The sequence below is a fragment of the Mycobacterium helveticum genome (assembly GCF_007714205.1).
Taxonomy (GTDB): Bacteria; Actinomycetota; Actinomycetes; order Mycobacteriales; family Mycobacteriaceae; genus Mycobacterium; species Mycobacterium helveticum.
Map to the genome: position 1 here is coordinate 1 of NZ_VMQU01000035.1, position 23,235 is coordinate 23,235.

A 23,235-nucleotide genomic window follows, 5' to 3' on the forward strand; every position below is an offset into this window, starting at 1 on the left:
GTCCAGGGATTTTTCCGTGACCCGAATTTGGCCTACATCGCGGCGTGACTCGACTTACTTACGATCGCCTTAGTAAGGTGGCGGGCCGGCCAGGCACCGGCTTGGCCGTCAAGGCCTCCTTGCCGCCCTGCCTGTGTTTGGCCCACCATCGATACACCGAACCACGGTGCAAACCAAGCGTTTGCGCGACCTCGGCCGGGGATGCACCCGCAGCGATTCGATCCACCGCCTGCATCCGCAGTACTTCCAGCGTGGCATGATCGATTTTCCGGCCGTCGTTGTCCCGCACGGGAATAAGTCAACCTGACACATCGCCGCCATGCCAGCATGACCATCAGCGTGTCACCCTATTTATGCACGTCTTAATAATGGCGCTCCCGGTGATGTTTTCGTTGCTGCCAGTGGGTTCAGCCTGGAACGTTCGCCTTGAGTGACGCCAGCGCGGCGGAGCTCAAGCGAGCCAGTTCCGCCGCCTCACCGTGATCGAGCGCAGCCGCCAAAATCTCGGCCATCCGCCGATCGGTGGCTTGGCAGGCCTCGGCGTAGCGGTCCTTTTTGTCCGCACCGTCAGCGAAAGGTTCCGGCCAGCCGAACATCTTGGTATATTCGGGTCCTTTGTTGAGCATGTGCGCCTCAACAGGGCTGACGCCGGAGACGGTGAGAGCACTCACGTGCATACCGCCCCACAGCTCCCGCAAGATGAACATCACCTGCATCGTCCTCGCGGCGGCATCATCGGCCAGCGGCATAGTGCGCCAGGCCGCGTACAGTGGCAGGCCCGCAAACGGCGTTGTTGCGATGACCTTCTCTCCCAACGCAGCGATGCGGTCCAATCCTTCGGCACTAGTCAAGTACTTGCGGGCGAAATCTGCAGCTTGGTCCCAATACACCTTGGCTGCGCCGGCTGCGCCGCGTACCGTAACGCCTTTGTCCCACAAGCCGGCAAGGAAGCCGGGTTCGAATACGGCAAACACCGCACCGACTGTCGCGCCGGTGGCCTCACCGAGCACACCGCCGCGGCCGGCCACGTAACCCGCGAACGGGTCCTCGTAGCCGGCGGCGATGCTTTTCTCGAAAGTTTCCGGATGCAGCATGAACACTGCGACCACTTGCTCGATGGCCGGACCCGCGCCACGGGCGGCGTCGAGCATGTCGTTGTCACTCATAGTGAATCCCCTTCGTTGGGTTGTGGTTAGAGCGGTTGTCGATCGTGTGCACGAATCTTGACCACTGCTTACGCTAACTAACACGACCTATGTTTTTACAGTCACGGTGCGGCAACGGATTTAGCGCGTTCAGCTGACATCCACCGGGACCGGTACTTCGGGTGCCGATTCGGGCGGGCTCGGCGATTCGCTTTGTCGTCGAAGTTGTTTCATGGTCAAGCTGCGCAGCAGAAAGCCGTAGCCGACCACTGCTACCCCGAGGGCCGTGAGCAACGGCGCGAATACCGGAAGCGGCGGCCAGTTGGTGTCGACGATCACGAAGTCTCTCTGCTGCCGTTCCAGTGCGGGGATGACATCACCGAGGAAGTAATCCCTGATCAATGGGACAGAACGAGCGGGTGTACCGTCGAAGCGGGTCAGCCCTTCGGTTCCTGGCGCCTCCTTCCAGCCGTTGGTGACAGTGCGCAGACTGGTAAGTACTTGGTAGATCTTCGGGAATTTTGCCCGCACGGTGTTCCACATCTGGGTGGAGGTCAAGTGTGCCTCGGAAGCCAGGTGATCGACCAATTTTGTAGCGTCGGCAGTCGAGGCCGAGAACGGCACCCCGTCCAGCAGTGCGGCCGCGTGGGGGAAGTCCAGATGGACCAGGTCGCTGACGACGTGTACGGGAACACCCACGTCTTTCGCGACGCGCTCATACAGTTTGGGGTACTCCTCGGCCACGCCGCCGTCCGGCAGAACGGCCCCTCCCAGAGCGTTGACGTAGACCGAGACGAATTCGACCCCGGCGCGATCACCTTGGATGCGATCCAACGCGAACACCGAGCGGGTGTCGTTGAGCAATGTCTGTCCGCCGCTGAACCGCGGAAACGCATTTATCCCGAGGACCAGCAAGACCACCACGACACCGATCACCGGGACCACCACCCAGGCGGACTTGAGCTTATTTTCGGGCACTCCCCGCCATGTCACCACCACCATCATGGTGCCGAACAAGAACACCACGATGCCCAGCGCCAGTAGCAGGGGAGCTATGTAGGCAACGCCAAAGCGAGTGCCCAATGGCCGAAAGTTCGCCTGCTGACGCTCGACCGGGGCCACCACCTCTTTGCTGAGGTAGTCCCTCAACTCTGGCATCGTGCGCACGGGCGTGCCGTTGAAGGTGGTCAGCTTCTCGGTGCCCGGGATGTCATCCCAGCCGGCTACCAGTTTCGGCAGATTGACGGTTACCTGGTAGATCGCCGGGTAATCGGTCTGCAGCATGTGGTTCACCTGGTCTGGGGTCATGAACAAGACAGTTCCCAGGTAGTGGACGATCTTGGTGAGCTCGGCACTGACTTCGCTGAGCGGCATCGAGGACAGGAATCCGTAGATATACGGGTAGTCCTTGTGCAGCATCACCTTTGTGTCGGTCGTGGAACGTCCGGTCTGCTGGGCGATGAAGTCGATGAGCTTGGGCCACTCGACTTCCGCACGGCCCGGATACATCGCGGCGTCGCCGAGGTCGACGGCGGCAGAGACCATCTCGATTCCACCGCGGTCACCTTTGACCCGGTCGGGGGGGAACGCCGGGTTTAGGTCGTCGACCATCGCTTGCGCGGCGAACAGCCTGGGAAACAACTGCCAGGACACCACCAAGATGACCACAATAACCCCGAGCAGGGCTACCCCCGCCCAGGCGAGTGGCAGTTTTTTCTGTCTCATATCAGCCTCCGCGGTCCTACGTCTTGGGTGTCAAATCCAAAAAACTGATGGTCGTGATCGCCGTCACCAACCAGTGCGAACGTTGTTGCTTCATTGCTAGTCGGTATCCCACATGTCTCAGCGAAGGAATGTTGTTCATGAGCGGGCTCGTCGCCGTTGTGTTGATCAACACCAGTGCAACGGCATCAGGGCCTTTTAAAGATTCGACGGCCACTCCGACGACGTCTGCTTTGTTAGTCAACTGCGCCTGCTTGGTGGGCATGATCGCCGCTTGAAGGAATTTTCGGTATTGCGCGCGGAAGTCACCACCGAGATACTGACCCGCACGGTCGGGCAGCGAATCGATCGTCTCGGGCGTATAAGTCCACAACATGGTGACCGCCGCCGCTGCGGTACGCGCTACTTTCCTTGCGTTAGCCGCTGTCGCGCGATCGGCCAGATAAGGCTGGCAAACAGCACCGGCGAACGCCGCCAGGCCCACAAACAGCGCTATCGCTGCGACTGCCACCACCGCCAGCCAGTTGTCGAGCCGCCGAGGCGCGTGGGCATCCATCAGATCATCGGATTTATATTGCTGATCTTCCACCGCGCCCCTTCCTGTTTAACCGTTACCACCCAGCAGCTAGTTCGCTCAGCCTGCAGTCGGCCATCTGGGGATTTCGACGTGAGTTTGGTGGTCACCAGCACCTCGATGCCGCCATTATCGTTGTGTCTTGCGACCCCGGCATCGAGAATGGTGCCCGTGGTCGGTTCGATTTCGGCCAATTGACGCAATATCGTGTTTTGGTTAAGGCGGTACTGTTCGGCGAAATCACCGGTCGCTTGGGCCAGAATGCGAGCCGTGTAAACCTGGGTATGATCCGGATCCGGTGAGGTGAATTCCGTCATGAAAGACCGAACGTAACTGAGCGCGGCAGCGTTTTTGATCATCGTCTGGCGCAGTGCTTCGTGTGATTTCAGGTCAAGCCCGCACAGGGCAATCGAGGCTGCGGCAACGGCCGCCGACACTATGATCACGAACAACAATCCCCGGCGTCGCGCGGGAACCGCGGGTCCAGATGCCGGCCGCGCACCCCGAACGAGTTGGCGCCGCGGGCTCATGGTGTCGCTCCGACCGGGCGCGGTTCGGCCACGACAGTAAGGTGGTCGACGCGCCATTGCGCACCGCCCGACCTGACGAAGTTCACCCGGACCGCAGTCGCAATATAGCGCTGGTCGGGCGGGGTACCGCGCACAGCGCGCAAGAAGAGCAGCATGACGGCGCGACCGGACTCCGCGCTGAGCACCGAACTGTTGGTCACCCGGTATTCGTTGCGCACCGGGCCCGCTTTCAATGCCGCCAGCTGCTGGGCGGCCAATTCGCTGCGGTAGTCGTCGCTGGCCAGAGTCCGGGCCCGGGTGAAGTCGTTTTCCACGGTCTCCGGGCAGTAGCTGAGCATCTGCTCCACCATCCGTGGGCCGATCGCGGCGATCTGTGCGCTGGCGCCGGTGAGCTGTTGATCATGATGGCGCACAGCGGTATCGGTGATCGTCGCATCGGTCGCGCACAGAGCGGCAGCGCTCAGTGTTACCGCCCCGGTGATGCGGCGCAGGTTGTGATCCGAGCGGTGCCGAAGAGCCAGATCCCGCAGCAAAAGCCGCCACGGCCCGACCGGGCAGGTCCCGCGGTGCATGATCGTGATCCCGAAAATAGCCCGTCCGAGGCTTTGCCCACCGAAAGCAAGCCAGTTGACGGCCGATAGGAGGATCGCGACCGCGCCGAGTAGGACGCATACCCACCACCATCGGCCGTGCAGCGGCAACGCCAACGCCGCCAGCTTCGTCGTCGTCAAAACCGCCGCACCGGCTACGATGTCGACGGCTAGCGCGCCGGCCCGCGAACGCCATGGCGCCAACACCGCTTCACCCAATGCCGCGCAGATCTGCGGGTCGGTGCAGCTCCTCGTCACTTGGCCACCTGGTCGAGCTGGGCGATTTTGAATTGTCCGTCCTGGCGGACCATCTTCACCCTGATCCGGTAGTTGCTGTCACGATCGGGCAGGCCGCCTTGAGATATCGTGGCGCGGAACACCACCAATGCGACGATGGAGCCATCGGCATTGGTGTGCTCGACCCCGGCGTCCATCTCCGGTAGTCGGACATGGATGTTCTGCGCCTGGTAGGCCTCGGACACAATGGCGCTGTACCACGCAGCTTGGGTCTTGAAGTCCCCGGTAGCGCATTCGTCCAGTTTGCGTTGGATAGCAGGCAGCGCGCCGACATCCGCGGGCTGAGTAGCTGCCACACAATCCTTGGCGGCCGCCACCGCCGCAGCGTCGGCATCGGCAACGGCCTGATTGCTCCGGTGGGCCCGCAACATCAGGTAGTCGCCCACCCCGATGCCACCGGCCGACAACATCAGCACCGTCACGACGACGACCAGCCATCGTCGTCGCCACTGCGCTGATTCGGCACGCGCGGTCACCGCAGGAGCCGCGGCGGCCATCAGCCCGCCGGTGCCAGCATCGTCTTCCATCCGTCGTCTCCTGAGATTGAGTTCTGGACGGAGTACCGCACGCCGTCGGGTCCGCTGACTTCACCGGATTGGGGAGTGAACGCCAGCGGTGATGGGCTCGGTGTGTAGACGCACGGGTTGGGCTGTTGTCCGTTGCATTCCGCGGTGCCCGTTCCGGGCCGTGACAGCGGATCGCTGATGGGCGGTGGGGTCCCGGCGATCCGATCGGCGGGTGCCGGGTTCAACCCGTTGTCGACGGTTGGCGCCTGAATCACCTGGCCCGGTTTCACCGGTTGATCGCAGCGCGCTCCCGGTGCCGGACAGTTGCGGATCTGATTGGGATCGCCGTACCAGGGGTTGGTGCCCAGCGGGACGTAGGGTTTGGTGCTGCGGCATTCTTGCGGTGCAGCGCCCCGCTTGCCCGGAACGTCGACGCAGGGTAGGTTGCGGGCGCCGCGCACTGCGTTGCCTTGGAACTCCTGCGGAATCTTGCAGTAAAAGCCCGACGGCAGCGGCTCGATGCTGGTGTCGGCCGGAGACCGCCACTGGGAAGCGGGCAGAAAACCGGTCAGGCAGGGAGGTGCCTGGTTGATGGCCAAGGCGAGGTCGAGGCTGACTTCGCCGGGAAAATTCAGTGTCGTCGCTTGGCCGATCGCGGCGTTTTGGGGCAGCAGCACCAGCACTTGCTCGACGCCTTTGTGGTAGCGCAGCAACAGCCCGGAGATGACGTCGAGATTAGCCAGGGTCTGTGGCAGCGATTCGCGGACGCCGCTGACCACGGTGGTGGCGGCGTCCAGGGTCGGGGGCGCATTGGTCAATATGCTCTTCAGCTGCGGATCAACCCGGGCAGTCTGAATGGCCACGGTGTTGAGGTTGTGCACCCAGCGCCTGATGTCTGGCCCGGATGCGGCTGTGCTCTCCAGCAGCGTCGAATTGGCGATGATGGCGTTGATGTCGGACTTGTTGGCCGCCAGGTCGCCGGCGAGGGCCTGCGTCGAGTCGACAAATCGGTGCAAAGCCGGTCCGAGGCCGCCGAAGGCCCGTGACGTCTCGTCGAGCAGCTGGGCGATCTTTTTTTTCGGCAGTGCCGCCAGGCCGCGCTGCACCGCGTCCAGCGCTGTCCCGATCTCGGCGGGCACCGTGCCCACGGTGATGATCTGGCCCGGGGAGAAGAACTTGCCCGGGTTGCCGGTCGATACCAGATCCAGATATTGTTCGCCGATCGCTGACACCGAGTGCACGTTGGCGGTCGCGTCGACCGGAACCTTGTAGCGGTCGGCGATACTCATCGTCGCTTCGACACCGGTTCTCGTCGGCACCACCTCGGTCACTTTCCCGATTGTGGCGCCCCGGTAGGTCACGTTGGCCGTGCGGTATAGGCCTCCAGAGGACGGTAGGTCCGCCTTCAAGGTGTAATGGCCGAGACCCAAGGTAGCCGGCAGATGCAGGTAATACCCGCCTAAGACCACGGTCGCAACCGCCGTCAGAATCGCAAACACCAGGAGCTGTTTTTTGACGAAGGAGGTGATCACGGCTCACTGCCCCCTTTCCACCAGGGGCCCGTCCGGGGCGTCGTTCGGATTCGACGTATAGCGGACATCGGGAATCATGGTGTTGGGATTGCGGCCCCAGGATTGCTCGAGGGCCCGTAACAGCCCCGAGAAGCCGGTTCCGGTGAGCAAACCGTTGTCGAGGGAACTGAGTGTCAGGTCGAGATTCAGTGAGAGGTTCCAGTAGTCGCCCCGGAAAGACTTCGGGATGGCGTTTATGTCAAACGGTGCGGTAAAGAGCAGCGGCAGTGCCGGCACCACATACGGCGCCGCCCGGACGAGCTGGGTAAGCGGCCGTTGCAGGGAGATCAGGTCGCGGTGCAGGCTGGTTCGCGCCGGCTGCACCGTTTTCCGCGTGACGTCGCTGAACCGACCCAGCGCCTCGACGGCGTCGGTGACCCGTGTGCGGGAATTCGCCAGGTAGATGACCAGCGGCGGCAGGTCCGTCAGCGCCCGGTTCAAGGTGTCGTTGTGCTCGGCGGCCATCGCCAAGATCCGGTCCGCCGAATCGATCGCATGGGTGATATCACCGACTTGCTGCTCCAGCTTGGCCGTGAAGGTGTCCAGCTTGCCCAGCAGAGCACGGATCTGGTCGGCGCGGCCATTCAAGATGTTGTAGGCCTCGTTTTGGATGACTTCCAGATTCGCCACGGCTCCACCTCTGAGCACCATCGCGATGCTGGCCAGAGTCTGTTCGGTGGTAGGAAATGCCGAGGAGTTCTTCACATCGATGGTGTCGCCATTTTTCAACGGTTGCGGCGACGGATTGTCCGCTGGCGGAGCCAGCTCGATATGTTGGGTGCCCAATAAGCTGGTTTGGCCGATCTTGGCCGTGGCGTTTCGCGGCAGGCGCACACCCTTCTGCAACTCGAGCGTCACGACGGCCACCCAATTCTTCATCGTGATCGCTCGGACCCGGCCCACGTAGACGTCGGCGACCAGCACCTTGCTGTTGGTGGTGAGAGCCAGCGTGTCGGGCATTTGTACATAGACGGTGTAGGAGCCCGGGCCAGAGCCCGGTCCCCCCGGGATCGGCAGGTTGGAGATGCCCTGCCACTGCGCGCACGAACTCACGGAAAGCGCGAAGACCAGCGCAACCAACCCACGCCCGGCGCGTTGCCGGATTCGGCCAACCACGCCCGCGTCGCGCCCTGGCTCGATGTCTATGCTCATTGACCGCCTCCAGGGGGTGCCTCAGCGGGAAGCAGCGCCGCGACCGGCGCCGGCGTGGGCGCCACCGGCCCTGGTACCACGTCCGGCGCGGGCGGCGGTGGGGCTATCGGCACTTGCGCGGCCGGCATACCGATCGGCGGCACCACGGGGTACTCGTTGTAGGCGTTCGGCGGCCCTGGTGGGGTTTGCAAAGTGGATTGCACCGGCGGGCCGTCCGGACCGCCCATCAGTTCGCCTAGCGATTCAGCGGTCAGCAAATTGCGGGTGGCGGGGCTGGGTTGCACGCCTTGCATCCCGGGTGCCGCGATCCAGCCGGCCTCGAAGTTGCCGTGGGACAGCGGGGTGTCCGGTGAAAATATCCCGGGCACGGTGGTGTCTTTATAGCCGGGCGGCGGCTGCAGCCGCGGTTCGGAATAGGCAACCTCTTTGGGCAGTGTCTCACCGGTGCTGAACGGCATGAGGCCGAACGGCAGGTAGTTGAATTTGATCGCGTCCAGGATCGGCGTCAGATACTGCGCGCACAGCTCGGCTGAATCCTGATACCCGAGTCGGCTGCTAGCCTGAATCGAGCTGCAGATGAACTCCAGCGGGTTGGCGAAGTTGACGATAGCGGGGATGGCAGCAAAGGCTGCGTGGCTGGGGTGGTAGTCATTGTTGACGTTGGACAGCAGCGTCGGATACACGTGCAGGATCGTCTCCAAATCGTTCGTGGTATCGGGCTGTGTCAGCGGGGTCGTTGCCGCGGACAGGTTGTTGACGTCGCGGACCGCCACCGGGCCGTTGTCGGCGAGGAATTTGCGCAGTACCGGCAGCAAAGTGTTGAGCTGGGTCACCGCGTCCGCGACTTCGTGGTCGGTCGGGGTTAAAGCAGCGGTGAGCTGAGCCAGGTTGGTGTTCAGCGAGACCAGCTGCTGCTCGTTGATGCGCAGCGCGCTGAGGAAGGTGGCCAGGCCGCGCAGCACCGCGAACGTTTCACCGCGGCTCTCGTTGAGCGCTGAAAATGCCACCGACAGGCTATTCAGCGATTTGTTGATTTCGTCGCCCTTGCCGGCCAGGCCGTCGGCGAAAGCTTCGATGGTGTCGCCGAACGGCCCCTTGGGATTTTTCGGTGTGGGTCCCAGCGCGGTGACCGTCTTGGCGATGTTGTCGCGCAGCTCGTCCCACTCCACCGGAACTTGCGTACGTGCCAGCGGGATCACCGTGTTGTTCGTGAGCACCGGGCCGCCCTCGTATGGAGGTTCTAATTGGATGTTGCGTGACGCCACCAGCGTGGGGTTGACAATCACCGCGTTGACGTCGGCGGGCACCTTGTACTTGTTCTGGTAGTGAAAGACCACTTTCATCTTGTCGCCGGCCGGCTCGACCTGGTCGACCGACCCGGCCGGCACGCCCATGATCGTCACCTGGTCGCCGGGATAGAGGGCGGTGGTCTGCGCGAAGTAGGCGACGACCGTGTTGGTGGTCAAATTGCGGTAGAGCTGCCGCACCACGACGGCGGCGACCAGGGCTAATGCCACGGCCAGCGCCGCGACGACGACTGGTTTCGGGTGCAAGTTCCTCACCCGGCGGACATCGAAGAAGCTGGTCATCGGCCATTACCTTCCAAGCTTCCGCCTCCGCCGCCGGGCTGGCTGCCGAATACGCCCGGCGGAATCAATGGGACCGGCAGCTGGGGACCGGGCCCGGGTGGGGCCGGGGGCCCGGGCGGCAGGGCCGGCGCGAACGTCGACGGCGGCGGTGTCGGACCAGCCGGCGCCAGGTTTTCGGTGCGCGCTCCCGGCGGTGCGTTCCGCGGCAGCGGCACCGGGGTGCCCGGCAAGTCCGGCGGCGGGTCACCCGGCCGCCCGGCGATGTTGATCCCGGGTGTGGGCGGTAAACCGTTGGGGTTCGGTGCCGATGACTGCACGTCGGTCAGCGCCGGGTAGGGCCCACTGAGCCCGAACGGGCCCAGGTTTTGGTCGACACCTGCGCACGGCATCGGGTTGCCCGGTCGTGGCAGTAACTCCGGGGTCGGTGTGTAGGAACACGGCGAGCCCGGTGCCACCGCGGGACCGGGATGGTCCGGGGTGCCCTCCAACACCGGCGGCGCCGGCGGTGGCGCGCCGTTGGGGAACCGGGTGCCGTTGGGGTCGGGGAACCGGAATGCGGGCAGGCCCGCGCTGCGCCAGAAGTCCTCGGGGTCGATGCCACGCTTCTTAAACGCTGCGTCCACCCATGGCTGAATGATCTGGTAGGGGAAGAGATTGAAGAGGGCCACCTTGAAGTAGGGCCCCGACGAGACGAGTTCGGACAGTCCTGCGACGAATCCGCCCAGTTCGCGCACGGTGGCGGTCAGGTCGTCCTTGCGCTTCACCAGCACATCGCTGACCACGTTGACCTGCTTCAACACGGCGTTGAGGTTGGGATTGTCGTTGATCAGGCCCTGGACCTGCGCCGAGACCGTTTCGATGTTGCCCAGCAGCGCAGCCACCGCCTGTTGTCGCTGGTTGATGGCGGCCAGCAGGGTCTGCGCGTTGACCAGCAGCCGGTTGATCTGCTCTCCGTGGACGCCGAGCACGCCGGCCACCTTGCTAGTCTCGCCGAGAAGATGCTGAACCCGCTCGTCGCGCTTGCCGATGGTGTCGGCGAATCGTTGCACCCCGTTGAGCGCGGCGCTCAAGTGCGGGTAGGTCTGATCAACCGTCTGGATCAGCACCTTCAGCGACTGCTTCACGGTCTCGACATCCCAGCCGGACGCCGCCTTGGTAGCGTCGCGGAACGCGTCGTAGATCTGGTAGGGGCTGCTGGTTTGACTCAGGCCCAGCCTACCCCCGGGGCGTAACCGTGGGCCGCCGCCCGGCTCGATTTCCAGCACCTTCCTGCCCAGGATGGTGTCGGTGCGGATCGACAGGCGGCTTTTGGTGCCGATGGCGTGGGCGCCCGTCGTGAACGCGATCACCACATGGCCGGTGGCGATTTTCAATTCCTGTACCTTACCGACCTCGACGCCGGTGAGATGCACCTTGTCGCCGACATGCAACCCGCCCGAATCCTTGAAATCGCCGTAATAACGAGGCTGGGCGGCAAGCATCGGCACACTGGTGAAGCTTTGGCCCACCGCGGTGGCGAGCACCACCACGATGACGGCCATGATCCCGGTGCGGACCCGGTTCGCCGGTTCGAGCGCCCTCATTGCGGTGTGCACCTTCCCGTCGGCTGTTGGAAGAGCCGCACCGTGCGGACCGGACCGTTGGGCTGCAGGCCGTTCAAGGTCAGCGTGATGTCGCACAGGTAGAAGTTGACGAAGTCGCCGTAGGTCCCCAGGCTGCGCCCCAACAGGTTGATCGCGGTCGGCAATCGATGGGCGAAGTCGTCCAATTGGTCGGCTTTGTCAACGAGCGGTTGCAGGATGCCCTGCGCCGACGCGACCGTCTTCTGCAGCAGGGGCCGGTTGTCTGCCAGCAGTCCATTGAGCTGACCGGTGGCGTCGCTCAAGTTCGCGACGCTGGCGGCCAGCGGATCGGCCCGATTCGACAGGCCGGTGATCAGCGTCTCCAGTTTGACCACGGTCGCGTCGGCCTCTCCCGCGTGTTTGATGATGGAATCCAGCACGGTGTTCAGATTTTTCACCACGGAACCGATCGCCTCGTCGCGGTCGGCCAAAGCCGACGTCAGCCGCCCGGTTTGATCGAGGATGTCGTTGATCGTGCCGCCCTGGTCCTGGAACACCGTGATGATCGCCGCGGCGATGGTGTTGACCTTCTGCGGGTCCAACGCACGCAACACCGGCCGAAAACCCCCGATCAGCGCGTCCAGATCCAACGCGGGCTCGGTACGTGACGGTGGGATGAACCCCCTCGGCGGCAAAACCTGGTCGGCGTCCGCGCCGGTGCCGCGCTTGAGCTCAAGGTAGCGCTCACCGATCAGGTTGGCGTAGCGGATATGCGCGGTGGTCGACTGATACAGCGGAAGAGCCCGGTCCACGTCGAAGTCCACCCGCACGCGTCTGTCGCCGTCGATCAGGCGCACGTTTTTGACTTTGCCCACCTCGACACCGGAGGCTCGAACGAACTGGCCGGGACGTAATCCGCTGCCTGACGTGAATTCCGCGGAATAGCCGACGGTGTGGTCGAATCGCAGCTGGCCGAATATCACGATGGTGATGGCGGTAAAAGCCACTAACACCAGCGAAACGGCGGTGAGTTTGATGGCGCTTGCAGTGATATTCATGGGTTGATCGTGTACTCCCCCATTTGCCGGCCCCACACGTATTCGGTCGCCCACGGTGTGCCGATCTCGAAATGGTTGTAGGGAACCATGCTGGCGCCGGTATCGCCCACCAAGGCCGGCGCCGGCCACAAATCCCGGCTGATCTTCTGCCAGCAGCCGGGGGCGCCGCCCGGGCCGCCGCGAGCGTTGACCCTGGGCAGGTTGTCCGGATAGACATAGGGATTGATGCCGCCCAGCAACAGGCTGTGCCCCTTCAACGAGTAGCCGTTGGCGTTGCCCTCCGCGGCTGCGACCTTCGGTTCCAACTCTGCGAAATTGCGGATGGTGCAAAACAGTTCGGGACTGTAGGTGTCCAACAGATCGGTGGTGGGAACCAGCTCGGCCAGTGTCTGCACTAGGTGCGCGCGACTTTGCTCCAGCACATCGGCACTGGTGTTGCCGAATCCGATGGCGGCCAGCAACGTCGCGTCCAGTTCTTTTTGTTGTCCGTTGAGTGTGCGTGCGGTAGTGGTGATGTTGGCCAGAAAGCTCCACAGGTCCGGAGACGCGTCGGCGAGGACGTCGGCCACCTGTGCGAGCTTTCGGATGTCGTGGTGCAGTTGACCCATCTGCGGGTTGAGGTTGTCGAGGATCTTGTTCCCGTCGGTCAGCGAGGTGCCGAACTTGTCCCCTTGCCCGGCCAGCGCGTCGGCGATGCCACTCAGTGTCAGATTGAGTTTCACCGGGTCCACCGACTGGGCGATTGAGGTGAGGGTCTCAAACACGGTGTTGATCTCGGTGGTGACTGACCGCACGTCGATGATGTCTGCGCTGGTGATGGGCGCGCCGGGATTCGTCGGTGAAGCCAGCGCCACGGATTTGCCGCCGAACAGCGTGGTCGCCTTGATCGTGGCGACCACGTTGGCGGGAATCAGCGGAAAGTATTTCGGTGAGACATTCAAGGTGAATTTCGCGGCCGGCTTGCCGTCGAATTCGGTCTCGCCGATGCTTGCTACCTGGCCGATCTCGACCCCGTTGTAGGTCACCTTCGAGCCCGAACCCACCAGCAGTCCGGCGCGGTCGGCGACCAGCGTCAACGACTTTTTCGGCGTGAAGCCACCGGTGAACTGCACGAAGACCACAGCCGCGATGAGAATGAGGACCGCCACGCCCACGGCGCCGGCCGCCTGATAGATGCGCTTGCGCGACGTGGTGTCACCGATCAGTGTCGTCATGGCACTACACCGTGAGGTTGAAGTTGGGGTCGACGCCGTAGAGCGCCAACGAGGCGAACATAGCGACCACCACGACGCCGACCAGCGAGAACCGCATGGAGCGACCGACACTTTCACCGACACCCGCCGGCCCCCCGGATGCGGTGAACCCGTAGTAGCAGTGCGTGATCATCACGATCACCGCGATGATGACGGCTTCGACGAAGGACCAGAACACGTCATCGGGTCGCAAGAACGTCTGGAAGTAGTGGTTGTACGTGCCGCTGGATTGCCCATAGATGACCGTGGTGACGAGCTGCGGCGACAGAAACGCCATGACCATCGCCAGTGCGTAGAGCGGCAGGATCACCACGATCGCGGCGATGAGCCGCGTCGATGCCAGGAACGCGACCGAATCGATCCCCATCACCTCCAGGGCGTCGATCTCCTCGCTGATGCGCATCGCGCCCAGCTCGGCGGTGGCCCCGGCGCCGACCGTGGCGGCCAGGGCGATCCCCGTCACCACCGGGCCGGCAATGCGCACGTTGACCAGCGCGGAGAAAAACCCGGTGAAGACCTCGACACCGATGTTGCCCAGCGACGCGAAACCCTGGATAGCCACCAGCGACGCCCCCGACAGTGTCACGAAACCGACGATCACCACAGTCCCGCCGACGACGGCCAACGCCCCGGTGCCCATGCCGATCTGGGCGATGAGCCGGACGGTCTCGGCCCGGTAACGGCTCAACGTAAACGGGATGCGGCCCACGCTCGACACCGCGAACGTCACCATCTCTCCGAAGGCTTCCAGAACCCGACCCGGACCTCCGATGACTCGGTCAAGTCCAGACACGGTGCGCGGGAAACGCGTTCGTATTACTGCAGCGTTGGCCATGTCAGTGCCCCGTCCCGAATCGCACACCTATAGCGGTCAAAACAACGTTGACCGCGAAAAGGGCTATCACGCACAAGACCACAGTTTCGTTGACGGCCGTACCCACGCCCTTTGGGCCGCCGGACACGGTCAGACCCCGGTAGCAGCCGACCAGCCCGGCGATCAGTCCGAATGACACGGCCTTAACCGTCGCGATGACCACCTCGGGAAGTCCGGTGATCAGGGTCAATGTGGATAGATACGCACCGGCCGACACATGCTGGAGATACACACCGAAGATGAAGCCACCGGCCAGGCCCACGATGGTCACCAAGCCGCTGAGCAGGCCGGCCACCAGGGTCGCTGCCAGAACTCGGGGCACGACCAGGCGGCGGATGGGGTCGATGCCCATCACCTCCAGGGCGTCGATCTCCTCCCGGATGGTCCGCGCACCCAGATCTGCGCAAATGGCGGTGGAACCAATCCCTGCGATCACCAGCACCGTAGTCAGCGGGCCCAATTGCGTCACGGCGCCGATTGCCGCGCCGGCTCCGGAAACGTCTGCCGCACCGAACTCAGCCAGCAAAAGGTTCAACGTAAACGTCAACAATACGGTCAGTGGTATCGCGGCCAAAATGGTCGGCAAGAGCGTCACGCTCAGCAGAAACCAGCTCTGCAGGATCAGCTCACGCCACTCTAGGGGCCAGCGAAACAAGGCTTTACCGGTAAGCGCGTACATTCGCGCGAACCCGCCGGCATGTGCGAGCGGGCCGCTAAGCCGGTTACCGACGTAACCGACGAAACCCACCGTACCCGTCACCGCTGCTCCCTCACGATATTTATATTTATGTAGCCGGCTATGGCGCGTTGGCGCTCAACTAACGCCAACATCAAACTCCAACGGCGCCATCTCCGACGGCGAAGTCACTGTAGCGACTTCGGCATGGTTTGGGGCGAGATATCGTACGCATACCCCGTTCCTTCGGCCATCGAAGCCCAGTTCGGCGAAACACCGCGATCTAAGGGTCATCGCAGTCAGAGCCATAGCGAGTTGTTTTCCTGTGAATGAACGGTATTCGTGACGCACGCGAGCGGAATAACGCTAAGCGATGACCTGACGGCGCGTGTGCCGCGTTCCGCGTTGCGGAACGCCGATGAGTGGATCGGCCAATGAGGTGTCTCGGCCGGAGGCTTGAGGTTGGCCGGGCCCAGTCCTCGACGTGCAACACCCGAAGCGCGGCCACCGAGTCTCGGTCGCCGGGTCCCCCCTTTTTTTGCCCGTGGCTGTTCTGATCAGATCAGATAGATCCGATCAAGGCATTCCACATCGAGCAGCAGATGCCCGTCCAGCAGATCGTTTACCGTCACCACCGCAGCCATGGCTACAAGCCTGCTCTGCCCAACCAGCCTTGACCAGCACCGGCGCCAAGGCGAGGCCGCGAACACCGAAGGGCGGGCTCGGACCGCCTCTCAACCAGCGACCAGCCGCAACGACCACACCCCCACCCGGCCACCCACCTCGGCGGTCCGAGGCCCCTGGACGCAACTCGCACCGATCACCGCGCTCAATTCCGCATCGATCAGTGCCTGATAGAGCGTTTCAGCGGCTCGCTTTCAGTAACACGGTCAACGGCATCGGCATTGCGCAGTGCATCGAGCACCTCCAACAAGGCAGACTGATCCAGGGCCATCGCGATGTTCCTCTCGGTAGTGATACTTGGCGTTTTCACCACAGAGACCCACGCGATGGCCCCTCTACCATCAGGACCGACACGCCGCCATCTACACCACGCCCGGGGACGTCAATCGAGTCGCGTGCCAATGTCCCGTGTAGCGGGAGCCGAGCAGCTCACCGTGGCGGTACATGCTGACCATCCGGTCCTCGACGGCGCTATGCAGCGCCATCGTGCGAAACATCCGCAAGTACAGGTCGCGGTCGGGTGCGTCGGTGGCTCCCGGGCGCCGGGCGTCCGCGGTCGGCTCGGTTGTCTTGCCGGTGAACGTCATCGTCCTTTCGCCCTCTCACAACTCCGTGTCGCCGAACCGGCCGGCCCAAACCGACCGTCCTGTACTCTTCTGACCGCCCTCGCGCAGGCCGTTGTCTCAGTCCGCCAGGAACTCATCGACCAACCGGTTGAATTCAGCGCCGTGCTCGATCTGCGTCCAATGCCCGCAAAGGCCGAAGACGTGCAGTTGAGAGTCGTCGATAAGTTCGAGCAGCCGCAGCGACGTGGCCAACGGGATTACCCGGTCGTCACGGCCGTGGATGATGAGCGTCTGGTGCGGCAGTTTGGCTATGTCTTCATCGGGAGTCACCATCGCGTCGACGTGTCGCTGCCGGGGCGCCGGAAACATTGCGGCGAAAGATTCCTGCAAACCGGGTTGGATACTCGCTCGGTAGCGCACTTCCGCCAACTCGTCGGTCACCAGCTCCCGGGAATAGGCGAACAAGTCGAGCAGGCGCCGCATGTTCTCCACCGAGGGGGTATAGCCCCAGGTCGCGTCCAGACCCTCGGTGAGCGAGAACGGCACACCGACGCTACCCATCAGCACCAGCCGGTCCACTCGGTCGGGATGTCCGGTGGCAAGCCGCAGCGCAATTGCGCCACCGAAGCTGTTCCCCACTACCGACGCCCGCTCGATGGACAGGGCATCGAGGAACCCGACGAGCTGGTCGACCCAGGTCTGGATACCGTAGCTGATGTGGGCGGGCCGCTCGGTGAAGCCGAAGCCGACCATGTCCGGGGCGAGCACGCGGTAGCGCTTGCCGAGGTCGGGCATGGTCAGCCGCCAATTCGCGTAGGCCGTGACCCCCGGCCCCGAACCGTGGACGAGAATCACCGGTTTCCCGGTACCGGCCTGGAGGTAATTCGTCCGGATGCCGTTGGCGACCACGCTCTCGCCGATCTCCGGCCGTTCGCCAACCATCTGTCATCGCCCTTCTCCCGTGGCCCAAATCAGGCCTGAACCAGCCCCGTGCGCCGATCGCTTGTGGTGGCGCACCGGGATCCGACGGTCGGTGGCCAACTGTTCCGTGTCAGGGAACATGAGCGCCGCCGCCACCGGTGACGTCCCTCGTCCCAGCGCGACCCCACTATGGCGACCATCCCGGAGGTGTCATCAACGTTCTAACACTTCCCATTTTCGATTGTCCTCCGCTCGTCCGGTGCTGAATCCACACTTCCGAAGTTGCGCGCTACGGGTCGATCGCCTGTTCCACTGTTCCACCATCAAGGCGTGATCAGCATTTTCAAGAATCCGGGCGCACGGTCGGCGAATTGCGTGGCCGCGGACGGGAATTCGTCGAGCTTGACGCGATGGGTGACGACTGCGGTCGGGTCGATCACCTTCGACTCGATGAGCCGCTTCGCCTGCCACTGGGCGGTTTTGACGTTGGCGAACCCGTTGAGGCGCAGCTGGAGGTTCTTGAAGAACATGTCGAACAGCGACGCGGGGTGCTCACGCTCGAGGTAGACACCGCCACCGCTGATCGTCGCGCCTGGGCGGGCAATCCGTACGGCCAGGTCGAATCCGGCGCCACGCCCAGCGAACTCGACCACCTTGTGTACGCCGAGCCCGTTGGTGGCGTCCAGAATGGTCTGCACGGAAGCGTCGGCGGTGTCGGGGCTGGCGTCGAGGGCGTTCGCGCCGAGCTTTTCGGCACGTTCCCGGCGGAACGACACTGGGTCTAATGCGAACACGGTCGCGCCGGTACGCCGGCGAACCAGCTCTAATGCCAGTTGCCCGGTGGGGCCGCAGCCGACGACGGCCACGGTGTCGGTCGGTTCGATGGCGGCGGTGTGCACGGCGATAGCGGCGGAGGGCAGGTTGCACGACAGAAATGGCGCTGCCTCGTCGGCGATGGTGTCGGGTACGTGCTCGAGATGGCCATCAGCCAGCGGCACCCGGACGTATTCGGCTTGGCTGCCACCGAGATCGCCGAAGGCGGTGCCGAAGCCGTAGACAGCGGCGCCGCTGACAAGACAGTGCGCGGTTTGGCCGGCGATACAATTCTCGCAGCGCCCGCAACTGACCGAGTACGGGAAGCTGACCCGGTCACCGACCTTGAAGTGTGTCACCGCGGAACCCGTCTCAATTACCTCGCCGCAGATCTCGTGGCCGAGCGTGGTGTGGCCGGGGGCAACGAGGTCGGCGACTTCGCCGTTGAACAGGTAGAGATCCGATCCGCACATCGAGGCGACTTTGGTTTTGACGATCAGATCGGCGGGCTCCTTGATGGTCGGATCCGGAACGTTTTCGATGGTCACCGTGCGCGGTCCTTGATAGACAGCTGCTCGCATGTAAATCTCCTCGGTCGGTGTTGTTTGATTGACAGTTCGTTGTGATGCCGGCGGCTTATCCGAAGCGGTCAAAGTGGATTCGATCGAGCGGCGTGCCGCGTTCGCGCAGCAGCGCCAGCACGGCGTCGACCATGACCGGAGGTCCCGCCAGGTAGTGGTCGACATCGGTCAGTGTTGCAAGTTGCGGGCCGAGCGCATCGGTGACAAACCCGGTGATGCCTGACCATCCGCTGGCGGGGCGGGCGACGGCACCGTACAGCCGCGCCGACGGCAGTTGGGCGACCAGTGTTTGCAGTTCGTCCCAGCACACCAGCTCGGCTTCGGTGTTGGCACCGTAGAACACATGCACCCGTCGGGTGGTGTTGGTGTCGGCGAGTTGACGCAGTAGGGCGATGATCGCCGAAATTCCGGTACCGCCGGCAGTGAGCACCGCGTCGCGGTGGTTTGCCCGCAGCCACATGTCGCCATAAGGAAGTTCAATCGGAACCCGATCACCGGCAGACAGGCCGAACAGGGCCGTGCTGCCCGGACGGCCCGGGTAGCACTTGGCGATGAACTCTACGCAGTCAGTGCCCGGCAAGCCGGCCATCGAGTAGCAGCGCCGCAGTCCGGGCCCGAGTCCGAAGATGCCGTGTTGGCCGGGCCGATACTGGCTGGCGGCGTCAAGACGAAACCGGAACCGGCGGATATCCGGCCCGAGATCTTCGGCGTTCAGCAACTCAGCGCGGTAGTCGCGGGTGGGCCGCTCCTCGGTCGGCCCGGTCCGCGGCACCTTGATGGTCAGATCCGAACAGGCCGTGGACTGGCAGGCCAAAAACCGCCGCCGCCGCTCATCACGCGGGTCGAGCGCCGGAGCGTCCGGGTAAAGCAGTTCGACCTGACCTTCGACCAGCGTCGCCTTGCAGGTGCTGCAACTACCCCAACCGCATTCGAACGGAAGCCACACCCCCGCCCGCCGGGCAGCAGCGAGTATCCGTTCGCCGGAACTGACCCGGAAAGACAGGTCAGTTCCGGCCACCCGAACCTCATAGGAGGCGATATCGCCGCAATCGTCAGTGGAAAGTTCCGGCAAGGAACTCACCGTGCGCCTCTTTCACCCGCGTAACGACACCGGCGGGATCCAGCGGCTGCGGCGCCCGAGCGAACAGGCCCGCCAAACCCTCAACCGCTTTGTCGGCGCGCGGCTGCCACTGACGCACCCAGCCGTCCAACACACCCGCCAATGCAGCGTCGCGCTCAACGGCGTAATGAGCCAGGGCCTGGGTCCACTGCTGGCTGCGGTGAGCATCGTGGCCGAACTCCGTGCACAGCGCGGCCAGGAAGCGATCGCCGTTGGCCTCGGCCAACGTGCCGAACGATTGGTTGAGCAACGCATCGACCATGGGTTTGATCACAATGTTCAGCGCGGTGAAGGCCTCCCCCCAGTCGTAGGCGATCAGCAAGTTTTCCAGGGTTTTCCGCAGCGGCTGCCAAGCCGGGTCCTGCTCCCAGGCGTGCCGCGCCGTGGCCGTCTCGGCGATATCGTCACCGTGAGCGTTGGCCAGGACCTTGGTCCAGTAGGCGATCCGCTGGATGCGGCGAAGTTCGTCACCCGCCTGAAAGTGCGCACAGTTGGTGATGTAGGACGACGGCGCCATCTGGCCGACATAAAGGCTGACCATTTGCAGCACGTGCAGCGGAAACCGCAACGGCACGAACAGCGTCCGCAAGGTGTCGACCCACGCCGGGTCCAGAGCGTTGATAGTGCCCGCAGCCTCGTGCTCGTCGATCAGGGCATCCACATACACCTCGCGCTCATGCTGGCGAGAGACGTAGTCCTTGTAGGTCAGCTTGTCGGGATCGCGGAAGTCCTCCCAGTTGTCGACCTGCAGCGCAGAACCCTCGCGGTGCTTGAGGTACCACTGATTGATCGACCACTGCGGGTCCATCTCGAACGGCGCCGGCTGCTTCCGGAAGTGGTGGTGGAAACTGCCGGTGACCGCTTCGTACGGGGTGGGTTTACGTCGAACGTCGCCGAAGACGCTCCACGTTTTGCGTTGCCGATGGCCTCGGGTAGTTGTCATCGCTTCAGTCCTGCCTTTCCAGGTACCAGACGAATTGGTCGTCGGATTGTTTGATCCGCCCGGCGAACCCGGATAGCGCGGGCTCAAGATCGCCCAGCGGGAATTCGCGGTCCAGTTCGTCTTCGAGGCTGCGCCGGGTCAGTACACAGCGGTGCGGCACACTGATCCGGACATAGCCGCCCTGGTCTTCGACCGTCACATCGGCATCCGGGTTGTCGGTCTCGATCGCCGCGATCACCGCCTCGACGATTTCGGGATCCCATCCGCGGATCACCGGGCCGACCAGTTTTTCGCTCACGTTCTCACTCACGGTCATAGCCTCGCCCTTACGCTTCCTGGTAGCGGTTGTAGTGAACTAGTTCGTCCTGTGGTATCCCGATTCGAACGATTCCGTCGGTGACTTCCACCGGGAATTGATAGAGGCGACACCCGGCAGGATTGATGCCCTCTCCCGATCTCATGTCGAACTGCCAGGCGTGGCCTGAACACTCCAGGGTCGCCGACTCCTCATCCCACTTCCCGTCGGCTAGCAACACCTCCTGGTGCGGGCACAGCCCCTGATAGGCGGCGAATGACCCGTCCAAATGGTGCACGATCAGCACCTGCTCGCCGTCGACCTCGGCGTCGACGAGGTCGCCCTCCCACAGATCCTGCGCTTCGGGGACCTCGACCCACTTCAACGGTGCGTCGGCCATCACACGTATCCGACCTGGATCACGTCCATCGGGGTGATCTGGGTGCTACTCAGGATCATGTCGTCGGGCAGCGTGGCACCGTTGTGCCGAACCGTCAGCGGCCGGTCCTGCGCCAGAACCCGATGACCCACCGCATGGTGAGCCACCTTGTCGGCGACCACGCTCATCGGATCGGTATCATCAACAGGGACAACCAATGCCACGAAATCCCCGTCGAACATCGCTTGCAGCGGGAACAGCGCCATCGCGGTTCCTCCTTTCGTCTCGTCGATCCGGCCCTACACGGCGGCCACGGCCAATGGCCGCTGCGCGTATGCCCAGGCGTAGTTCGTGGCGTCTTGGCCCTGCTCCTCCAGAGACAGACCCATGTAGGCGACCGCGCCTTCCACGGTGGGGGGCTGGATGTGGCCGGCGAGGAACCGGTCGACGATGTTGAGATGACCCTGGAACCGTGCCGGTGATTGCTCGAAGACCCACTGGCAAGGCTCGGAGCAGAAGGTGTAGCGGCGCCCGTCACGGTCAAGGATCTTCGGTAATGGGCTGGTCAGCACACCGGCGTTGTAGCCGGCGGGGCTGACCACCGGGATGTGGCACATATTGCAGACCATCGGCAAAGTCTCGGGCAGGGTGGCTTCCGGTTTGCCGGCCCGGATATTGGCGGTGATCACGTCCCAGTGCCGGCCGTAGTTGGCGTTCCAGCCGGGATATTTCTCTTCGAGCCAGTCGCGCTCTTCCGGGCTGACACCGCCGTCGGGATTCCACCACACGGTGGGGCGCCAATACCAGACGCCTAGGTGCAACGCGTGGTGGTACCAGTCCAACTCCGGGATGAAAATGCTGTCCCAATACCACGGCTTTTCTAGTCCGAAGTCACGGAACTGGTCGAGGAACTGCTTGCAGATCCACTCCTGCATGAACTCCTTAAACGAATGGCTGCGCTGCTCCAACGGGGTGTAGTAGTCCATCGCCAACCCGGTCAACAGCGCAAAAATGCGCCACGACCGCCAAAACATGTGATCCACCAGTTTTTGTGCGACGTCTTTGCGTCCATTGGCGACGAGCACCTTGATGGTCGGCTCACCCTGCTGGGCATGGCGGGCCTCATCAGTCTGGATCGAGGAGATCAACGACCCGAAATTCACGTCACCGACCTTCATCGCGTCGGCGGCCATGCCCAAAAACTGCAAGTTGGTGAACCCGGTTTCGAAGGTGAACGTCAACTGGATCGCGGTCGACACCGCGTCGTTGGCGGTGAACATGTCATCGAACAAGCTACGCGCCGCGATCGCGCCCCACTCGTTGGTGTGCACCGTCTTCAGCGCCCAGTCGAACCGGGGCTCTTTGCCCAGCAAACCGTAAGGGATGTAGGTCTGGATCTGGCCGTGGCGCATCTCATCCAAGGTGCCAAACGTGGCCATGTTGCGCCACGCCGCCGCCCGGCCGAAGCGGCCCATCCGCGACTCGCCGATGCTGGCCAAATACTCGGGCACGGCGATCGCCCCGTAGTGCTCGACGATGGCCGATTTCCAACCGGGGTCGAGGTCGTCGAACATCTTCGAGCGGGCCACTGCGGCGTTGACCGCATAGACCTCGGTGTCCTTACCGTGCTGGATGTTCATGTACTCGGGGTAGGTGATCTTGTAGGGCTCGTCCCAGGTCCACCACGCCTCGGTCGGCAGCCCGAAGCCGTTGGACAGTTCCACCGGCCACGCCTCTTCTTCTTTGACGTAGGACAACGTCCAGTTCATGTCCCTGGTGAGGTCATACCATGCGGAACGGGGAAGGTTAGGCACAGCTTGCTCCTGTCCTCAGA

At 63.4% G+C, this 23,235-nt stretch carries 24 protein-coding genes and 1 pseudogene; all 25 read right to left on the minus strand.

Annotated features, from left to right (window positions below):
• Positions 1-58: 58 nt before the first annotated feature.
• A complete protein-coding gene (locus FPZ47_RS10360; RefSeq protein WP_144950910.1) occupies positions 59-289 on the minus strand; it encodes a helix-turn-helix domain-containing protein in 231 nt (76 codons plus the stop codon).
• Positions 290-407: 118 nt separating this feature from the next.
• Complete coding sequence (locus tag FPZ47_RS10365; protein WP_144950912.1) at positions 408-1,166, minus strand: SCO6745 family protein; 759 nt, start codon at positions 1,164-1,166, stop codon at positions 408-410.
• A gap of 129 nt (positions 1,167-1,295) precedes the next feature.
• On the minus strand, positions 1,296-2,870 hold the full coding sequence (locus FPZ47_RS10370) for a hypothetical protein (protein WP_144950914.1): 1,575 nt from the start codon (positions 2,868-2,870) through the stop codon (positions 1,296-1,298).
• 16 nt (positions 2,871-2,886) lie between these two features.
• Positions 2,887-3,456 (minus strand): mammalian cell entry protein, encoded by a 570-nt coding sequence (locus FPZ47_RS10375; RefSeq protein WP_144950916.1) that lies wholly within the window; start codon positions 3,454-3,456, stop codon positions 2,887-2,889.
• Positions 3,423-3,887 carry a mammalian cell entry protein gene (locus FPZ47_RS10380; RefSeq protein ID WP_246133367.1) on the minus strand — a complete coding sequence of 155 codons (465 nt, stop codon included), beginning with the start codon at positions 3,885-3,887 and terminating at the stop codon, positions 3,423-3,425. The genes FPZ47_RS10375 and FPZ47_RS10380 overlap by 34 nt, the downstream gene beginning before the upstream one ends.
• Before the next feature lie 80 nt (positions 3,888-3,967).
• Positions 3,968-4,819, minus strand: coding sequence for an RDD family protein (locus FPZ47_RS10385; protein ID WP_144950920.1), 852 nt, complete (start codon positions 4,817-4,819; stop codon positions 3,968-3,970).
• Complete coding sequence (locus FPZ47_RS10390) at positions 4,816-5,355, minus strand: Mce protein (RefSeq protein WP_246133368.1); 540 nt, start codon at positions 5,353-5,355, stop codon at positions 4,816-4,818. Before FPZ47_RS10390 ends, FPZ47_RS10385 begins: the two co-directional genes overlap by 4 nt.
• Entirely contained in the window at positions 5,355-6,896 is a 1,542-nt protein-coding gene (locus FPZ47_RS10395; RefSeq protein ID WP_144950922.1) for an MCE family protein, read from the minus strand. The genes FPZ47_RS10390 and FPZ47_RS10395 overlap by 1 nt, the downstream gene beginning before the upstream one ends.
• Before the next feature lie 3 nt (positions 6,897-6,899).
• Entirely contained in the window at positions 6,900-8,087 is a 1,188-nt protein-coding gene (locus FPZ47_RS10400) for an MCE family protein (protein WP_144950924.1), read from the minus strand.
• Positions 8,084-9,676 (minus strand): MCE family protein, encoded by a 1,593-nt coding sequence (locus tag FPZ47_RS10405; RefSeq protein WP_144950926.1) that lies wholly within the window; start codon positions 9,674-9,676, stop codon positions 8,084-8,086. The genes FPZ47_RS10400 and FPZ47_RS10405 overlap by 4 nt, the downstream gene beginning before the upstream one ends.
• Positions 9,673-11,259, minus strand: coding sequence for an MCE family protein (locus FPZ47_RS10410; RefSeq protein WP_144950928.1), 1,587 nt, complete (start codon positions 11,257-11,259; stop codon positions 9,673-9,675). The genes FPZ47_RS10405 and FPZ47_RS10410 overlap by 4 nt, the downstream gene beginning before the upstream one ends.
• Complete coding sequence (locus tag FPZ47_RS10415; RefSeq protein WP_144950930.1) at positions 11,256-12,296, minus strand: MCE family protein; 1,041 nt, start codon at positions 12,294-12,296, stop codon at positions 11,256-11,258. The genes FPZ47_RS10410 and FPZ47_RS10415 overlap by 4 nt, the downstream gene beginning before the upstream one ends.
• On the minus strand, positions 12,293-13,510 hold the full coding sequence (locus tag FPZ47_RS10420; RefSeq protein ID WP_144950932.1) for an MCE family protein: 1,218 nt from the start codon (positions 13,508-13,510) through the stop codon (positions 12,293-12,295). The genes FPZ47_RS10415 and FPZ47_RS10420 overlap by 4 nt, the downstream gene beginning before the upstream one ends.
• 4 nt (positions 13,511-13,514) lie before the next feature.
• Positions 13,515-14,282, minus strand: a complete 768-nt coding sequence (locus FPZ47_RS10425) for an ABC transporter permease (RefSeq protein ID WP_425461770.1) — start codon at positions 14,280-14,282, stop codon at positions 13,515-13,517.
• 103 nt (positions 14,283-14,385) lie between these two features.
• Positions 14,386-15,102: an MlaE family ABC transporter permease gene (locus tag FPZ47_RS10430; protein ID WP_144950992.1), complete on the minus strand. Its 717-nt coding sequence runs from the start codon at positions 15,100-15,102 to the stop codon at positions 14,386-14,388.
• An 809-nt stretch (positions 15,103-15,911) separates the two neighbouring features.
• Positions 15,912-16,054: pseudogene (locus FPZ47_RS10435) on the minus strand (IS256 family transposase); the annotation flags it as partial.
• 91 nt (positions 16,055-16,145) lie between these two features.
• Entirely contained in the window at positions 16,146-16,370 is a 225-nt protein-coding gene (locus FPZ47_RS28895; RefSeq protein WP_210419870.1) for a hypothetical protein, read from the minus strand.
• A gap of 96 nt (positions 16,371-16,466) precedes the next feature.
• Complete coding sequence (locus FPZ47_RS10445; protein ID WP_210419871.1) at positions 16,467-17,291, minus strand: alpha/beta fold hydrolase; 825 nt, start codon at positions 17,289-17,291, stop codon at positions 16,467-16,469.
• Between the two features lie 302 nt (positions 17,292-17,593).
• On the minus strand, positions 17,594-18,631 hold the full coding sequence (locus tag FPZ47_RS10450; protein ID WP_168209412.1) for an alcohol dehydrogenase catalytic domain-containing protein: 1,038 nt from the start codon (positions 18,629-18,631) through the stop codon (positions 17,594-17,596).
• 88 nt (positions 18,632-18,719) lie between these two features.
• Positions 18,720-19,745, minus strand: a complete 1,026-nt coding sequence (locus tag FPZ47_RS10455; protein WP_144950940.1) for a 2Fe-2S iron-sulfur cluster binding domain-containing protein — start codon at positions 19,743-19,745, stop codon at positions 18,720-18,722.
• Positions 19,717-20,592 (minus strand): ferritin family protein, encoded by an 876-nt coding sequence (locus FPZ47_RS10460; RefSeq protein ID WP_246133371.1) that lies wholly within the window; start codon positions 20,590-20,592, stop codon positions 19,717-19,719. Before FPZ47_RS10460 ends, FPZ47_RS10455 begins: the two co-directional genes overlap by 29 nt.
• Before the next feature lie 139 nt (positions 20,593-20,731).
• The gene (locus FPZ47_RS10465; protein WP_425461771.1) at positions 20,732-21,037 is read right to left on the minus strand and encodes an MmoB/DmpM family protein; all 306 of its coding nucleotides are present in this window, start codon (positions 21,035-21,037) and stop codon (positions 20,732-20,734) included.
• A 16-nt stretch (positions 21,038-21,053) separates the two neighbouring features.
• Positions 21,054-21,422, minus strand: coding sequence for a Rieske 2Fe-2S domain-containing protein (locus FPZ47_RS10470; RefSeq protein ID WP_144950946.1), 369 nt, complete (start codon positions 21,420-21,422; stop codon positions 21,054-21,056).
• Entirely contained in the window at positions 21,422-21,667 is a 246-nt protein-coding gene (locus FPZ47_RS10475; RefSeq protein WP_210419872.1) for a toluene-4-monooxygenase system B family protein, read from the minus strand. The genes FPZ47_RS10470 and FPZ47_RS10475 overlap by 1 nt, the downstream gene beginning before the upstream one ends.
• Positions 21,668-21,700: 33 nt before the next feature.
• A complete protein-coding gene (locus FPZ47_RS10480; RefSeq protein WP_144950948.1) occupies positions 21,701-23,215 on the minus strand; it encodes an aromatic/alkene/methane monooxygenase hydroxylase/oxygenase subunit alpha in 1,515 nt (504 codons plus the stop codon).
• Positions 23,216-23,235: the final 20 nt, after the last annotated feature.

Coding starts and splice junctions, on each gene's coding strand:
- FPZ47_RS10410 (WP_144950928.1), bottom strand. CDS start 11,259: ATGAGGGCGCTCGAACCGGCGAACCGGGTCCGCACCGGGATCATGGCC.
- FPZ47_RS10415 (WP_144950930.1), bottom strand. CDS start 12,296: ATGAATATCACTGCAAGCGCCATCAAACTCACCGCCGTTTCGCTGGTG.
- FPZ47_RS10470 (WP_144950946.1), bottom strand. CDS start 21,422: ATGGCCGACGCACCGTTGAAGTGGGTCGAGGTCCCCGAAGCGCAGGAT.
- FPZ47_RS10445 (WP_210419871.1), bottom strand. CDS start 17,291: ATGGTTGGCGAACGGCCGGAGATCGGCGAGAGCGTGGTCGCCAACGGC.
- FPZ47_RS10425 (WP_425461770.1), bottom strand. CDS start 14,282: ATGGTGACGTTCGCGGTGTCGAGCGTGGGCCGCATCCCGTTTACGTTG.
- FPZ47_RS10400 (WP_144950924.1), bottom strand. CDS start 8,087: ATGAGCATAGACATCGAGCCAGGGCGCGACGCGGGCGTGGTTGGCCGA.
- FPZ47_RS10430 (WP_144950992.1), bottom strand. CDS start 15,102: ATGTACGCGCTTACCGGTAAAGCCTTGTTTCGCTGGCCCCTAGAGTGG.
- FPZ47_RS10390 (WP_246133368.1), bottom strand. CDS start 5,355: ATGGCCGCCGCGGCTCCTGCGGTGACCGCGCGTGCCGAATCAGCGCAG.
- FPZ47_RS10365 (WP_144950912.1), bottom strand. CDS start 1,166: ATGAGTGACAACGACATGCTCGACGCCGCCCGTGGCGCGGGTCCGGCC.
- FPZ47_RS10475 (WP_210419872.1), bottom strand. CDS start 21,667: ATGGCGCTGTTCCCGCTGCAAGCGATGTTCGACGGGGATTTCGTGGCA.
- FPZ47_RS10420 (WP_144950932.1), bottom strand. CDS start 13,510: ATGACGACACTGATCGGTGACACCACGTCGCGCAAGCGCATCTATCAG.
- FPZ47_RS10370 (WP_144950914.1), bottom strand. CDS start 2,870: ATGAGACAGAAAAAACTGCCACTCGCCTGGGCGGGGGTAGCCCTGCTC.
- FPZ47_RS10405 (WP_144950926.1), bottom strand. CDS start 9,676: ATGACCAGCTTCTTCGATGTCCGCCGGGTGAGGAACTTGCACCCGAAA.
- FPZ47_RS28895 (WP_210419870.1), bottom strand. CDS start 16,370: ATGACGTTCACCGGCAAGACAACCGAGCCGACCGCGGACGCCCGGCGC.
- FPZ47_RS10460 (WP_246133371.1), bottom strand. CDS start 20,592: ATGGACCCGCAGTGGTCGATCAATCAGTGGTACCTCAAGCACCGCGAG.